A 13,398-nucleotide genomic window follows, 5' to 3' on the forward strand; every position below is an offset into this window, starting at 1 on the left:
GACCGGGGTTTTTGTTGTATCGGGAAAAGGTGTTTCCCGTTCGTCGATCACCGTGCGCTCAGGAAGACAGCCGTGGCCGCGACCGCGAGACGAATGACCGGACTATCCGACATCCACGCCACCCTCGATCGGGCGTAGACACCTCGTTCTGTGCGGTGCTAGCTTCTTGCCAATTGCGCGCACTCGACGCCACGCCACCAGCGACGGCGCTTCCCGCGCAACTCTCATGAGGAGGTTGTGAAGTTCGATGAAGAAGAGATCCGCAATCCTTGCCGCGCTGGGTGTCGCCACCGCGCTCGGTGCGGGAGCGTTCAGCGTTCCGCTCGCCGCGCCGGTCGCGCACACCGCGACAGTGCAGCCGATGGCCCTGCAAGCACCCGACTCCGCGTTCACCGATGCGGCGAGCGCACAGGGCGCCGTCTCGTGCCGCCGGCCCGCGCCCGACAACCGGGTGTCGACCACGCTCCACTGCTATGGGCCCGACCAACTGCGTGCCTTCTACGGCCTCGGACCGCTCGCCTCGAGCAACGACGGCGCCGGGCAGACGATCGTTCTGGTCGACGCATACGGGACTCCGACCGGGGCTGACGACCTGGCGTTCTTCGCGAGCACCTACGGGGGCCCCACACCGAAGTTCGATGAGGTGTACCCGCTCGGCCACCCCGACTACACCAACCCCACCGGAAACGGTGTCGGCCAGTCGGGGCCGAACGCGGCCGCGGGCTGGGCCGGTGAGGCGAGCCTCGACATCGAGTGGGCCTACGCCATGGCGCCCAAGGCGCACATCGTCTTGCTCGCCACACCTCCGGCCGAGACACAGGGCGTGCAGGGTCTGCCGAACCTGATGAAGGCGATCGACTGGGCCGTTGGGGCCTACCCCTCCGGCACGGTGTTCTCGATGTCGTTCGGCACCGACGAGCAGGCGTTCGGCGGAGCCGCGGCGTCGCAGTTCGCCAAGTTCGACCAGACATTCCAGCGCGGGCTGGCGAAGGGCGACACGTTCTTCTCCTCCGCCGGTGACAACGGCTCGACCGGAGTCACCCGCTCGCACCGGCAGACGACGGTCGGCTCGACCCCCGAGGTGAGCTACCCGAACGTCTCGCCGTACGTGACGTCGGTCGGCGGGACACAGGTGATGTCCGGATGGACGTGGGACCCGACGCAGGACATGCCCTTCCTCGCATCCGGTGCTCGTAACCCCGCCTACTGGTCGTGGAACAGCGGCGGCAGCACGGAGAGCGTCTGGAACGAGAGCTTCGGAGCGATCGCAACGGGTGGTGGCCTGTCGTCCGTCTACGCTCGGCCGTCCTACCAGGACAGCGTGTCGGGCGTGGTCGGCGCCAAGCGCGGCGTGCCTGATGTGGCCTTCAACGCGGCGGTGAACGGCGGCGTGCTCACCTACGAGACGTACTTCCCGTCGCTGTACGGCGGCCCCCGCTGGGGCGTGTACGGGGGCACCTCGGCTGCTTCACCGCAGTTCGCCGCCATCACGGCGATCGGCAATCAGCAGCGCGCGGCCGCTGGCAAGGCACCGATCGGGTTCCTCAACCCGGTGCTCTACCGTGCTTCGTTCGACAAGTCGGCGGCGTTCAACGACATCGTCCCCCACACCTACGGGACGACGCCGAGCGGCGTGCTGCAGAACAACCGCATCTGGGACATCGGATCCGACGGATTCGTGACTCCCGACCCGGTGCCGGGCTACCCGACGACGACCGGTTACGACCTGACGACCGGTTGGGGCAGTCCCAAGGCTCCCGGCTACGTCAGCCAGCTGGTGGCAGTGCCGTAGTTCGGCCCTGACAGTCCGGCGGCCGTGCCCATGGGGCGCGGCCGCCGGATAGGGTAACGTGCCGCCATGCTGCAGTATTCGATGACGGCCTCGGCTGACGGCTACATCAACGACCGCACCGGCTCGATCGACTGGACGGAGCCGACCGACGAGCTCTTCGGCGTGCACCTCGACCGGGTGAAGCGGCTCGGCGGGCACCTGATCGGGCGCCGGCTGTATCAGGAGATGCTCGTGTGGGAGACGGATCCCTCCATCCGCTCCACGCCCGCCTTCACCGAGTTCGCGGAGGCGTGGACGGCCCTGCCGAAGGTCGTCTTCAGTCGCGGCCCGGTCGAGCTCCGCGGGAACGCCCGCCTGGCGACGGAGCCGCTCGCCGACGAGATCCGTGCCATGCTCGCCTCCACAGAGGCGGACGTCGAGATCGGAGGTGCGAACCTCGCCGCGCAGGCTTTCACCCTCGGTCTGATCGCGGACATCCACCTCTTCCGGGCACCGATGGTGCTGGGAGGCGGGACCCCCTTCTTTCCGCCCGTCGCGGCCGAGGTCCCGCTGGAACTCCTCGAGACGCGCACGTTCGAGAACGGCGTCATCTTGGAGCACTACCGCGTGCCTTCGGCGCCCGCCGTGCGCTAGCCGGAAGCCGCGGACAGCGGCGGTCAGGCGGCGATGAAGCGGACGAGGTGCGGGGCCAGGGCGGCACCATCGATGTCGTGAGTCTGGCCCTCGACGAGCTCGAACGTGCCGTCCTGGGCGCCCGCGGCGACGCCCTCCGCGCCGAAGCGGAGGAACTCGGGGCTCGCGCCTCCGGCGAGCCCGAGCACCGGAACAGCGAGCGCAGCGAGGAGGTCCTCCGGCACACGGCTGTCGCCCATGGCAGCGTCGTCGTACGCGAGGGTCGGGGCGAGCGCCACCGTGCCGGCCCAGCCCGGGGAGCGCTGCATCCCGTCGATGCCGGCCTCGGGGACGCCGACCCGCCGCAGGAACAGCTCGATCGCAGCCTCGTGATCGCCGCCGGCGAGCGCCGCGGAGAGATCGCGCGTGTACGCCTCGGCGGAGCCGAGCATCGCGTCGGGCAGATAGGGAGGCTCGTAGACGGCGACGCGGGACACGCGGTCGGCTCCGAGCGCGGCCGCCGCGGCGAGCGCGAGGGCGCCTCCCGATGACATGCCGAAGAGTGCGGCGCGGCCGCCTGCGGCCTCGATGACCGCGTCGAGGTCCTCGATCTCGTGCTGAAGGGGCGCCGACGGATCCGAGCTCCCGCTCTCACCCCGGCCCCGCCGGTCGTAGAGCACGACGCGGAGCCGGTCGCGCAGTGCCGCGGCGATGGGCCGCTGGGGTCCGGACTCGCGGAAGCACATCGCGCCGTCGACGAGGACCACGACGGGCCCGTCGCCCTCGATCTCGTAGGCGATGCTCGTCCCGTCGGCGGATCTGATGACAGCCATGCTGCATCCTCCCACGGCCGGGGGAGGATTTCAGCGGCCCTGGCGCCGCCGCACGCCGAACCCGATCAGCACGCCTCCGCCGATGGCCACGAGCACGCCGGCGCCCCGCACGACCCACTGGACGCCGCCGGCGACCGCGTCGACCGCGAGCGGCCCGGCGAGGCCGATCACGACGAGGGCGATCCCGACGATGAAGAACCACGGCGACCCGTTCGTGCGCTCGACCATGCGTCCGAGCCTAACGCTCGGTGGAATCGGCGCTCGGTGGAATCGGCGCTCGGCGGGATTGCAGCCGGCGCCGGTAACGTTGAGATCCGTATGCGCACCGAAACCCTCGACCCCGTCAGGCTCCGAGCGGACTTCCCGATCTTCGCTCGCGAGGTCGGGGGCCATCCGCTCACTTATCTCGACTCCGGCGCCACCTCGCAGAAGCCGCGTTCCGTGCTGGACGCGGAGCGCGAGTTCGCCGAGCGGTACACCTCGGCGGTGCACCGCGGCGCGCACACGATCGCCGGGGAGGCGACCGAGCTGTTCGAGCAGGCTCGTGCGACGGTGGCGGGGTTCGTCGGCGCCTCCCCAGAGGAGCTCGTGTGGACGTCGAACGCGACCGAGGGCATCAACCTCCTCGCGTACTCGATGTCGAACGCGTCTCTGGGTCGTGGCGGCGCGGCCGCGGAGCGGTTCCGCCTCGGCGAGGGCGACGAGCTCGTGGTGACCGAGGCGGAGCATCACGCCAACCTCATCCCGTGGCAGGAGCTCGCCGCGCGCACCGGGGCGACCCTCCGCGTGATCGGGCTGACCGACGACGGTCTGCTGCGGCTCGACCAGGCGGCCGAGGTCATCGGTCCGCGCACGAAGGTCGTCGCCTTCGCTCACGTCTCGAACGTGCTCGGTGCGATCGCGCCTGTCGCCGAGCTCGTCGAGCTCGCCCACCGCAACGGCGCGCTCGTCGTCCTCGACGCGTGCCAGTCGGTCCCGCACCTCCCTGTCGACCTGCCGGCGCTTGACGTCGACTTCGCGGTCTTCTCGGGCCACAAGATGCTCGGGCCGACCGGCATCGGCGCCCTCTACGGCCGCAAGGAGCTGCTCGACGCTCTGCCGCCGTTCCTCACCGGAGGCTCGATGATCACGACCGTGACGCTGGAGCGCGCCGAGTACCTGCCTGCCCCGCAGCGCTTCGAGGCGGGAACGCAGCGCGTCTCGCAGGCGATCGGGCTCGCCGCGGCGGTGGACTACCTCGACGCGGTGGGCATGGCCGCCATCGCCCGGCACGAGGAGGAGCTCGGCGCGCGGATGCTCTCCGGCCTCGCCGGGATCCCCGGCGTGCGCGTGCTCGGTCCCGGTGCGGGCACTCCGCGAGTCGGCCTGGCGAGCTTCGTGGTCGACGGCATCCACGCGCACGACGTGGGCCAGTTCCTCGACGACCGTGGAATCGCCGTCCGCGTCGGACATCACTGCGCGCAGCCGGTGCACCGGAGGTACGGGGCGACCGCCAGCACGCGCATCAGCGCCTACCTCTACAACACGGCCGACGAGGTCGACCGTGCCATCGAGGCCGTCGCCGACGCCCGCGCCTTCTTCGGAGTCGCGGCGGGGGAGGGGACCGCCCGATGAGCGACCTCCAGAGCCTGTACCAGCAGGTCATCCTCGACCACGCCCGCGAGAAGCACGGCTTCGGCCTGACGGGCGACGAGACCTCGAGCTCCCACCAGTACAACCCCACGTGCGGCGACGAGGTGACGCTGGGCGTCCACGTATCGCAGGGGCGGATCGCCTCCCTGAGCTGGGAGGGGCACGGGTGCTCGATCTCGACCGCGTCGGCGTCCCTCCTCAGCGACCTCGTGCACGACGCCGATCCAGCGACCGTCTCGGCGGCGGTCGCTTCCTTCCGCGAGCTCATGCAGTCGAAGGGCGCTCAGGAGGGGGACGAGGAGGTGCTCGGAGACGCCGTCGCGCTGGCGGGCGTCTCCCGGTACATCACGCGCATCAAGTGCGCGATGCTGCCCTGGGTCGCCCTCGAGGACGCCCTCGCGCGCTCGGGACTCTGATCTCGGCCGCGCCTTCCGCGGCGCACCGTCACGGCACGGGCGCCAGATCCACCTCGTCCGCGATCGCCTCGAGGGCCGATGGGAGGCTCGGGAAGGTGGTCCCGTAGACGAGACCGGACGGCCCCGCCGCCGTCCACGTCGCCGAGCCTTTGACCACGCGGCCCACGAGATAGCGCTTGTGACCCCCGAGGGACTGCCGCTGTGCGATCGGCAGGGTCAGAGGGAAGGCGTAGACGTCGCCTGCCGGGGTGACGACGAGCTCCCAGCGAGCGCGGCCGGGATTGAACTTGCTCGTGAAGATTCGCGACATGGTCCGTCGTTTGTAACGCGGGGAGGCCGCACGGCGCCAAGAAAATGACGACCTGTTGCGTTCCGGGGCGGAACGTTACGCGTGGCCCCCCTGAGCCGACGGATCGTGCTCAGCCGCCGAGTGACTCCAGGAAGCCGCGTGTGGGCGCGAAGAAGGTCGAGCCCGTCGTCGCCGTCGAGAAGTCGAGGATGCGATCGTGGCTGCCCGCCGGATCACCCACGAACATCCGCTCGAGCATGCGCTCAATCACCCAGAGGTCGCGCGAGTAGCCGATGAAGTACGTGCCGAACTCGCCGTGGCCCGGCCTCCCGAACGGCATGTTGTCCCGCAGGATCTCGTGCTCGACCCCCGACTCGTCGGTGATCGTGGCCAGGGTCTTGTGCGACTTCTGCCCGTAGTCGGCGTCGGGGAGCTCGATGTTCTCGACCTTGGTCCGGCCGATGACGCCCTCCTGTGCAGGCACCGGGAGGCGGTTCCACGTGGCGAGATCGTGGAGGTACTTCTGCACGACGATGTAGCTTCCGCCCGCGTGCTCCGGGTCCTCGTCGTCCACGATGGTCGCCGTGGCCATGTCGCCGCCGGCCGGATTGGCGGTGCCGTCCACGAACCCCAGGAGGTCGCGGGCGTCGAAGTAGCGGAACCCCACCGTCTCGTCCGCGACCTCGACGGCGTCGCCGAGCAGGTCGAGAAGCTGGCGTTCGAGCTCGAACGTGAAGTCGTCGCGCTCGGCACGGATGTGGAACAGCAGGTCGCCCGGGGTCGAGACGGCCGTGTGCACCGCGCCCCGGACCTCGCGGAACGGGTGCAGCTCGCGCGGAGGTGCGACGTCGGTGAGCCGCGGCCACACCGCGGCCCCGATGCCCACGTTGCACGACAGCCGCGCTCCGAGGTCGCGGAAGCCCACGGTCTTGACCAGGTCGGTCATCCCGGAGAGGACGTCCTTCACCGTGGCCACCGCCGCCGGGTCGTCCTTCACGGTGACGACGAGGAAGACCGCCGCCCGCGAGAGCGGTGCCGCCACGCTCTGAGGGTCGATCGGGACGCGCTGCCAGGACTCCTCGCCGGTGTGCACCATGAGGCCATCGTGCCGCATCGGTTCCCGTGCGGGCAATGCTCCTAGGCTGGAGGGATGAGCCTCCCGAGCACCGATACGATCGTCACCTTCCCCGACGCCGAGACGGCGTCCACGGGGACCGTCCTCCTCGTCTCGGCTCTGGCTGACGGCCGCTCGGCCGTCGTGCTCGACCGGACGGCGTTCCACCCGATCGACCCGGTATGGCCGGACCAGCCTGCCGACCGCGGCACGCTGACCGTCGACGGCGCCTCCCAGCCGATCGTCGACGCGGTCGTCGGAGGCACCGACGGGGAGGTCCTCTACGTGGGCGACGCACCCGTCCGCACGGGGACGGAGGGCTGGACCTTCGTCGTCTGCCACATCGTCGACGACGCCGGGGGGATCGAACCGGGCGCATCCGCCTCGGTCGCGGTCGACCCCGCCTACCGTGCCGCTCTTTCCGCGGGTCACACCGCCTGCCATCTCGCGTCCCTCGCGCTCAACGAGGCGCTGTCGGGGCTCTGGACCAAGGAAGTCCCGGTCGACGGACGAGGGCGCCCGAACTTCGACCAGCTGGCGATCACGTCCTCGCGGATCCTGGAGAACGGGTCGATCGACGAGTACCGGATCGGGAAGAGCCTCCGAAAGAAGGGTCTCGCCGCGGCAGAGCTGCGCGTTCGGCTCGACGACATCGAGAACGAGGCGAACAGCCGGCTCGCCGAATGGGTCGCCACCGGCGCGGCGGTGTCGATCCTGCGGGACGGGGACGGGCTCTCCGAACGCCGGAGCTGGCGCTGCGAGCTCCCGGACGGCGCGGTCGAGATCCCGTGCGGCGGCACCCACGTGCACGCGCTCACCGACTTCTCTGCCGTCCGCGTGGCGCTCGAGCTCCGGGAGGCCGACGGCGCGCTCGAGCTGACCATGCGGACGGAGGCGTCTCCCTCATAACGAGCGGCGCGGATCAGCGGATCGTGAACGGGAGCGCGGCGGCCACGGCGGCGAGGAGCGCGGCCAGTCCCCAGCCGGACCGGACGAGGCGCGCGCTGCGCACCTCCCGCTGAATGGCGCCGAAGCGCTCGAGGGCGTCCGGGAGCGGCTCGATCGGCCGCCACGTCGCCGGGTCGTCGACGAGGCCGACGATCCGGGCGACCGTCTCCGGATCGACCGCGGGAGGACGCCGCGCGAGCCAGCCCGTCAGGGTCTCGGCGCGCAGGACCGTCGCCCGCGGCGGCTGATGACGCATCCGCAGTTCCTTGGCGCCGACGATGGCGACGACGGCCTGGACGGGTGCGGCGATGCGCGCCCGGGCCAGGATGCCCCGCACCCGCGCAGCCTCCAGATCGGAGTTCCGCAGATAGGGATGCTTCACACCGCCGACGAAGACCACCCGCTCGCCCACGCTGACCCGCGCTCCGGGGTGATGCTTGGTGTTCACGACGAACACGCCTCCCGGCCCGACCACGAGGTGGTCGACGTCGGAGTCGGCAGCACCCACCGGCAGGGCGTGGAAGACCGTCCACCCGGCCGGGAGGCGCGACAGCCACGCGCCGACGGCCCGCTCCCCGAGGGCGCCCACGTACCAGGAGCGCACATCGTCCGAGAGCGGCGCCACGCCGAAGACGCGAGCGAGGGCCGAGCGCCGCGGGGTCGCCTCCTGCAATCGCACGACGTGCTCGATCACCGCCGCTCCGGGCTCCCGGTCGCTCATCCGTCCGCTGCTCACCGCACAACCGTACGGGGGTCGTGCGGGCGCACCCAGTCCCCAAGAGGGGACGTGCCCGGTCGGCCTACCCCTGGCCGGGTGCCCCCTCGGTGCGGGGGAGGTCGTCGGCCGAGGGGAGGCGCTCCTCGAGCGAATCGTTCCGCTCCGCCACGGTCTCGAGGCGATCCTCGGGGCTCTCGCCCAGTTCGGAGAGGGCCGCGCTCAGCTCGTCGGCGTCCCGCGGCTCCGCCGCCGCGTCGGGGGTCTGGTCGGTTCGATCGGTCATGGCCCGCACTGTACGCGGATCGGACTACCATGCGGCACATGAGCCGCATCGAAACCGGGATCGTCGCCTACACCCTGTCGGGCGACTACTTCGCCCGCGTCGGGGCCGACTTCGACACCGAGGCCGTCGACGACGCCATCCTCGCCGAGCTGAACCGCATGCTCCCCGCCGGAGTGGTGGTCGAGCGCAGCGGGCGCGTCATGGCCGAGGAAGCGGTCGCCGACGAGGCGCGCTCCATCCGTTGGGAGGAACTCCTCCGGGGTATCGACGTCGACCAGATCCTGGCCGAGCACGGCCGCTGACGGAGGCGGCGCCGAGCCGTTCAACGCGAGCGCTTGACCTCGTCGTACGCCGCGAGGGCGGCCTTCCGGGTCTCGGCCAGGTCGACCATCGGCTCGGGGTAGTCCCCCGAGTCCCATTCCGGCACCCAGCGGCGTACGTAGTCGCCGTGCGGATCGAACTTATCCCGCTGGAGCTCCGGATTGAAGACACGGAAGTAGGGGGCGGCGTCGGCGCCGCTGCCCGCCACCCACTGCCAGTTGAACGGGTTGCTGGCCGGGTCGGCGTCGACGAGCGTGTCCCAGAACCACTGCTCGCCGTGCCTCCAGTCGATGAGGAGGTTCTTGGTGAGGAACGAGGCCACGACCATGCGCACGCGGTTGTGCATGATCCCGGTCGTCCACAGTTCGCGCATCCCGGCGTCCACGAGGGGGATCCCGGTGCGACCCTGCTGCCAGGCCGTGAGCGCCGACCGGCGCAGCGGCGGCCAGGGGAAGGAGTCGTATTCGCGATGGATGTTCACCGTGGCCAGATCGGGGTGCTCGAACAGCGTGTGGTAGGCGAACTCGCGCCAGCCGAGCTCCGACAGGAAGGTCGTGATGCCCTGGGCGCGCGAGGCGTCCCGAGCCTCCGACGACGCGTGCCAGATCTGGTGCGGGCTGAGTTCGCCCCAGCGGAGCCGTGGCGACAGCCGCGAGGTGGCGTCGACGCCCGGGCGGTCCCGATCCTCGCGGTAGCGCGCCACGTCATCGGAGAGGAAGGCACGGAGCTGGTGGTGGGCTGCTCGCTCGCCCGGCTCCCAGGCGTCGCGAAGGCCCCCTGCCCAATCGGGGTGCTTCGGCAGCAGGTCGAGGTCGGGGATCGAGAGGCCGTCCCGTTCCTCGTGGCCGCGCACGGTCCGCGGCGCGGCGAGCGGCTTACGTGGTGCGGGGAGGGACAGACACGCTCTCCAGAAGGGCGAATACACCGAGAACGCCGTCCCGCTGCCCGTCCGCACGGTCCACGGCTCGAAGAGCAGGTTCGCGCCGAAGCTCGATGCCTCGATGCCCCGATCCCGTGCGGCTGTCTTGATCGCTTCGTCGATCCGTCGTTCCGCGGCGCCGTAGCGCCTGTTCCAGAAGACCGCCCCGGCGCCGGTCTCGGCGAGGAGGCGGTCGAGCACCTCCTCGGAGCGGCCCCGGCGGATGGTCAGCCGCGCTCCCCGTTCCTCCAGCTCCTCGGCGAGCGCCGTCAGGCTGTGATGCAGCCACCAGCGCGCTGCGCCGCCCGGAGGCCGCAGGCCCTCAGACTCGTCATCCCAGACGAAGAGGCAGACGACAGGGCGGCCGGAGTCCACAGCCGCGCGGAGGGCGGGGTTGTCGGCGATCCGGAGGTCGTCGCGGAACCAGACGACGGCGGGCGCGTCGGCCTCAGCGCTCACAGGTCGAGGCTGTCGGCCGGCTCCAGCACGTGGAACGTGCCTCCGTTCTGCTCCGTCGCCCATTGGACGCGCGCGTTCGAGAGGTCCTTGCCGGCCCGCGAGAGCACCATCTCGTGAACGGTGAAGCTGCGCTTCGGCTTCACGGCCAGCACGTAGTCCATCACCTCGGCGACCTTCATCCACGGGCCCCCCGCGGGCGCAGCGAGCACATCGACCTCGACGCCCTCCGGGATCGCGAACGAGTCGCCCGCGTAGTAGAGGGTGTCGTTGACGAGCACGCCCACGTTGTCGACCACGGGGATGCTCGAGTGGATGACCGCGTGCCGGCCGCCGAAGAAGCGGAGGGTGAACTCGCCGACCTCCACGGTGTCGCCCGCGTGCACGACCTCGACATCGAAGCCCTCTGCCGCCGCGGCGACTCCCTCCGGGCCGAGAATCCGGGCGTCGGGGGAGAGCTCGAGGACCCGGCGGAGCTGCTCGGGCGTCCAGTGGTCGGCGTGCTCGTGGGTGATCACGACCGCGACCGTGCCGGCGGTGTCGGTCAACGGGGAGGTGAAGCTGCCCGGGTCGATGAACAGCTTCTCGCCGGCCTGATCCAGCATCAACCCGGAGTGCTCGAACTTCGTCAGTCTCATGCCTCCAGGAAATACCGGATCGCGCGCGCGAGCAAGCACGACGCCTCCGCGCCGCCTGCGCGGGGGCCGCTCGGCTCTGTGCCATCATCGAGGCACGATGACCGCTACCCCCCTGAGAGTCGTTGTCGCGGTCAACCCGATGGCCGCCTTCGGGCACCGCCGTGACGTCGGCCCGCGCGTGGTCGAACGCCTCCGCGCGGCCGGTCACACGGTGACCGACGTCGACGAGGCCAACATCGAGCTGCTCCGCCGCGAAGCCGGACGCGCCGTGCAGGCCGGGGCCGACGCGCTCGTCGTCGTGGGCGGCGACGGGATGGCCAACCTCGGGATCGACCTCGTCGCCGAGACCGGCATTCCGCTCGGAATCGTCCCGAGCGGCACGGGGAACGACCTGGCCGACGGCCTCGGGATCCCCGTCGGAGACACCGAGCGGGCCATCGACCTTCTTCTCGAGGCCCTCGGCCGTGAGCCGCGGGTGATCGACGCGGCGACCATCCGGCACGGTGAGCTGACCACCTGGTTCGGGTGCGTGCTGTCCGCCGGTTTCGACGCGACCGTCAACGAGCGCGCGAACCTCATGACGAGGCCGCGCGGGCGGACCCGGTACGTCTTCGCGCTGCTCAGGGAACTCGCGACCCTGCGGTCGCGCCCGTATCGCCTGACCGTCGACGGCATGCCCATCGAGGCGGACGCGATGCTGGTCTCCGTGGCCAACAACCGGTCGCTCGGTGGCGGCATGCGGATCGTGCCCGACGCGGATCTCTCCGACGGCGTGCTCGAGCTGTTCATCGTCGAGCGCATGTCGCGGCTGCGGTTCCTCAGGATGTTCCCCAAGGTCTTCCGAGGTGAGCACACGGGTCTCCCCGAGGTGTCGATCCGGCCGGTGCGGTCGGTGCGCATCGAAGCGGAGGGTGTGGTCGCCTACGCCGACGGCGAGCGCGTCGGGCCGCTCCCCGTCGAGGTCGTGGTCGTTCCCGGCGCGCTCCGCGTGCTCGCCTGACATCACAGCCGCCGTGCGACGCGCCCGGGTGGTCGCCGCCGTTTTGGCACGGCGAACGCATCTGTGGCATGATCTTCTAGTTGCCAAGACGGCCCCATCGTCTAGCGGCCTAGGACGTCGCCCTCTCACGGCGGTAACGCGGGTTCAAATCCCGCTGGGGTCACATTCGCCCGCTTCCCTTGATTTTCAAGGGAAGCGGGCTTTTTTCTTACTCGGCACCGGGTGACGAAAACCGGCTCCGTGGCAACACTTTGGCAACATTTGATCTCATAGCTGCGTCATCCAGTGCGATGGCAACGGCGTCTAGGTCATCGTCGAAGAGGTCGGCGTAGACATCGAGGGTGATGCTGGCCGACGCGTGGCCGAGCATCCGCTGCACGGCCTTGACGTTGGCGCCGGCCGACACAGCAAGGCTCGCTGCAGTATGTCGCAGCTCGTGAGGCGTGAGCGCCTCGAGCCCGATCGCGGCCGCTGCGGGATCGAACCAGCCGTTTCGGAACGTGTGATTCCGTAGCCAGATCTTCGTCCGACTGCCGTAGAACACCGGATTGTCTCCGCTACGGCCTCTGGTCTGCAATCTGAGCGCGTCGACCAGAAATGCAGGGATGGGGATCGAGCGGTGCTCGTAATCTTTGGGCGGCTCGATGCGCTGGTAGCCCTTATCGGCCACGACCGTTTGCTGGACCGTGAGCCGCTTCCGCGCGAAGTCGATGTCTCGCACCCGGAGCCCTGCTAGCTCGCCCCAGCGAAGCCCGCAGTACGCGAGTGTGAGGACGAGAATGTCGTAGCCGTACACGGAGCCCTTGGAGCGTTCCCCGACGGCCTGAGCGAGCGCAGCGACCTGATCGTGGGTGAGATAGCGCTTGATGGCCCGTACGCGCTTCGGGAGCTTCAGCTTGATCGCTGGATTGGCTGGAAGCCGTCCGTCGTCCACAGCGAGCTGCAGAGCCCCGCTGAGCACGTTCACGACTTTGCGGATGGTCTCGGGGGAGCCGGGCAATCCAGCAGCCCACTCCTGGACTCGCAGCCGGCTCAGATTGCCGATCGGGATGCGTCCCAACTCTGGTTCGATGTAGTTCGCGATTATTCCCTCGATACGGGTTCGCGTTGTCGCTCGAAGGTCGGGCCTCGTCGCGAGCCATCGGCTCATCCAGCTCGCAACGGTTGTCCGGCTCTTGGCAGGATCGACGTAGCGCCCGGTGGCCTTGTCCACCTCGACCGATGCCAAGAAGATTTGGGCGTCGAACTTGGTCCGGAATCCGCGTTTCGAGGTCTGCAGGTGGTCGGGTCGACGGTAGAGCACCCGATATCGCCGGCCTTTGGTTGTCTCGTACGCCTCGATGCTTCCCATGGCACACCCCCTGCGAAGGATGCACCGATCCACCGACACCGGGTCGGTAGATCACCCCGTCTTGGGTGAGCAGCCC

The 13,398-nt window shown here is 70.1% G+C and carries 16 protein-coding genes and 1 tRNA gene; 8 read left to right on the forward strand and 9 right to left on the reverse strand.

Translation table 11 applies throughout. The features are described from left to right. The first annotated feature begins 247 nt into the window (after positions 1-247). Together FPT20_RS06125 and FPT20_RS06130 are read left to right on the forward strand one after the other, a co-directional pair. Positions 248-1,792, forward strand: a complete 1,545-nt coding sequence (locus FPT20_RS06125; RefSeq protein WP_158863569.1) for a S53 family peptidase — start codon at positions 248-250, stop codon at positions 1,790-1,792. 66 nt (positions 1,793-1,858) lie between these two features. Further along, complete coding sequence (locus FPT20_RS06130) at positions 1,859-2,425, forward strand: dihydrofolate reductase family protein (protein ID WP_158863571.1); 567 nt, start codon at positions 1,859-1,861, stop codon at positions 2,423-2,425. A 23-nt stretch (positions 2,426-2,448) separates the two neighbouring features. On the opposite strand, the gene FPT20_RS06135 is transcribed toward FPT20_RS06130, so the two are convergent. Further along, positions 2,449-3,237, reverse strand: coding sequence for an alpha/beta fold hydrolase (locus FPT20_RS06135; RefSeq protein WP_158863573.1), 789 nt, complete (start codon positions 3,235-3,237; stop codon positions 2,449-2,451). Positions 3,238-3,267: 30 nt separating this feature from the next. After that, positions 3,268-3,465, reverse strand: coding sequence for a hypothetical protein (locus FPT20_RS06140; RefSeq protein ID WP_158863576.1), 198 nt, complete (start codon positions 3,463-3,465; stop codon positions 3,268-3,270). 90 nt (positions 3,466-3,555) lie between these two features. On the opposite strand from FPT20_RS06140, the gene FPT20_RS06145 reads away from it, so the two are divergent. Together FPT20_RS06145 and sufU are read left to right on the forward strand one after the other, a co-directional pair. Further along, positions 3,556-4,851: a cysteine desulfurase gene (locus tag FPT20_RS06145; protein WP_158863578.1), complete on the forward strand. Its 1,296-nt coding sequence runs from the start codon at positions 3,556-3,558 to the stop codon at positions 4,849-4,851. Beyond that, entirely contained in the window at positions 4,848-5,285 is a 438-nt protein-coding gene (gene sufU, locus FPT20_RS06150) for a Fe-S cluster assembly sulfur transfer protein SufU (RefSeq protein ID WP_158863580.1), read from the forward strand. The genes FPT20_RS06145 and sufU overlap by 4 nt, the downstream gene beginning before the upstream one ends. Before the next feature lie 28 nt (positions 5,286-5,313). On the opposite strand, the gene FPT20_RS06155 is transcribed toward sufU, so the two are convergent. Both FPT20_RS06155 and FPT20_RS06160 read right to left on the reverse strand, forming a co-directional pair. Beyond that, complete coding sequence (locus FPT20_RS06155; RefSeq protein WP_158863582.1) at positions 5,314-5,595, reverse strand: hypothetical protein; 282 nt, start codon at positions 5,593-5,595, stop codon at positions 5,314-5,316. A 109-nt stretch (positions 5,596-5,704) separates the two neighbouring features. Further along, positions 5,705-6,670, reverse strand: coding sequence for a Dyp-type peroxidase (locus FPT20_RS06160; RefSeq protein WP_158863584.1), 966 nt, complete (start codon positions 6,668-6,670; stop codon positions 5,705-5,707). Between the two features lie 54 nt (positions 6,671-6,724). Between FPT20_RS06160 and FPT20_RS06165 the strand changes: the two genes are divergently transcribed. Continuing rightward, positions 6,725-7,597: a metal-dependent hydrolase gene (locus tag FPT20_RS06165; protein WP_158863586.1), complete on the forward strand. Its 873-nt coding sequence runs from the start codon at positions 6,725-6,727 to the stop codon at positions 7,595-7,597. A 13-nt stretch (positions 7,598-7,610) separates the two neighbouring features. On the opposite strand, the gene FPT20_RS06170 is transcribed toward FPT20_RS06165, so the two are convergent. Both FPT20_RS06170 and FPT20_RS06175 read right to left on the reverse strand, forming a co-directional pair. After that, positions 7,611-8,372: a nuclease-related domain-containing protein gene (locus FPT20_RS06170; protein WP_233265408.1), complete on the reverse strand. Its 762-nt coding sequence runs from the start codon at positions 8,370-8,372 to the stop codon at positions 7,611-7,613. Between the two features lie 64 nt (positions 8,373-8,436). Beyond that, positions 8,437-8,637: a hypothetical protein gene (locus tag FPT20_RS06175; RefSeq protein WP_158863587.1), complete on the reverse strand. Its 201-nt coding sequence runs from the start codon at positions 8,635-8,637 to the stop codon at positions 8,437-8,439. Between the two features lie 38 nt (positions 8,638-8,675). On the opposite strand from FPT20_RS06175, the gene FPT20_RS06180 reads away from it, so the two are divergent. Next, complete coding sequence (locus FPT20_RS06180; RefSeq protein ID WP_233265409.1) at positions 8,676-8,939, forward strand: hypothetical protein; 264 nt, start codon at positions 8,676-8,678, stop codon at positions 8,937-8,939. Positions 8,940-8,959: 20 nt separating this feature from the next. Here the strand turns inward: FPT20_RS06180 and FPT20_RS06185 are convergent, their stop codons facing one another. Together FPT20_RS06185 and FPT20_RS06190 are read right to left on the reverse strand one after the other, a co-directional pair. Beyond that, entirely contained in the window at positions 8,960-10,336 is a 1,377-nt protein-coding gene (locus FPT20_RS06185) for a cryptochrome/photolyase family protein (RefSeq protein WP_233265410.1), read from the reverse strand. Beyond that, positions 10,333-10,971 (reverse strand): MBL fold metallo-hydrolase, encoded by a 639-nt coding sequence (locus tag FPT20_RS06190; RefSeq protein ID WP_158863593.1) that lies wholly within the window; start codon positions 10,969-10,971, stop codon positions 10,333-10,335. The genes FPT20_RS06185 and FPT20_RS06190 overlap by 4 nt, the downstream gene beginning before the upstream one ends. Before the next feature lie 97 nt (positions 10,972-11,068). Between FPT20_RS06190 and FPT20_RS06195 the strand changes: the two genes are divergently transcribed. Then, positions 11,069-11,971, forward strand: a complete 903-nt coding sequence (locus FPT20_RS06195; protein WP_158863595.1) for a diacylglycerol kinase family protein — start codon at positions 11,069-11,071, stop codon at positions 11,969-11,971. 90 nt (positions 11,972-12,061) lie between these two features. Then, positions 12,062-12,134 (forward strand) — tRNA-Glu (locus FPT20_RS06200). Positions 12,135-12,179: 45 nt separating this feature from the next. On the opposite strand, the gene FPT20_RS06205 is transcribed toward FPT20_RS06200, so the two are convergent. Further along, positions 12,180-13,322, reverse strand: a complete 1,143-nt coding sequence (locus FPT20_RS06205; protein ID WP_158863597.1) for a tyrosine-type recombinase/integrase — start codon at positions 13,320-13,322, stop codon at positions 12,180-12,182. Positions 13,323-13,398: the final 76 nt, after the last annotated feature.

Origin of the sequence: Leifsonia sp. AG29 (assembly GCF_009765225.1) — a bacterium.
In the GTDB taxonomy this organism is placed as follows: Bacteria; Actinomycetota; Actinomycetes; order Actinomycetales; family Microbacteriaceae; genus Leifsonia.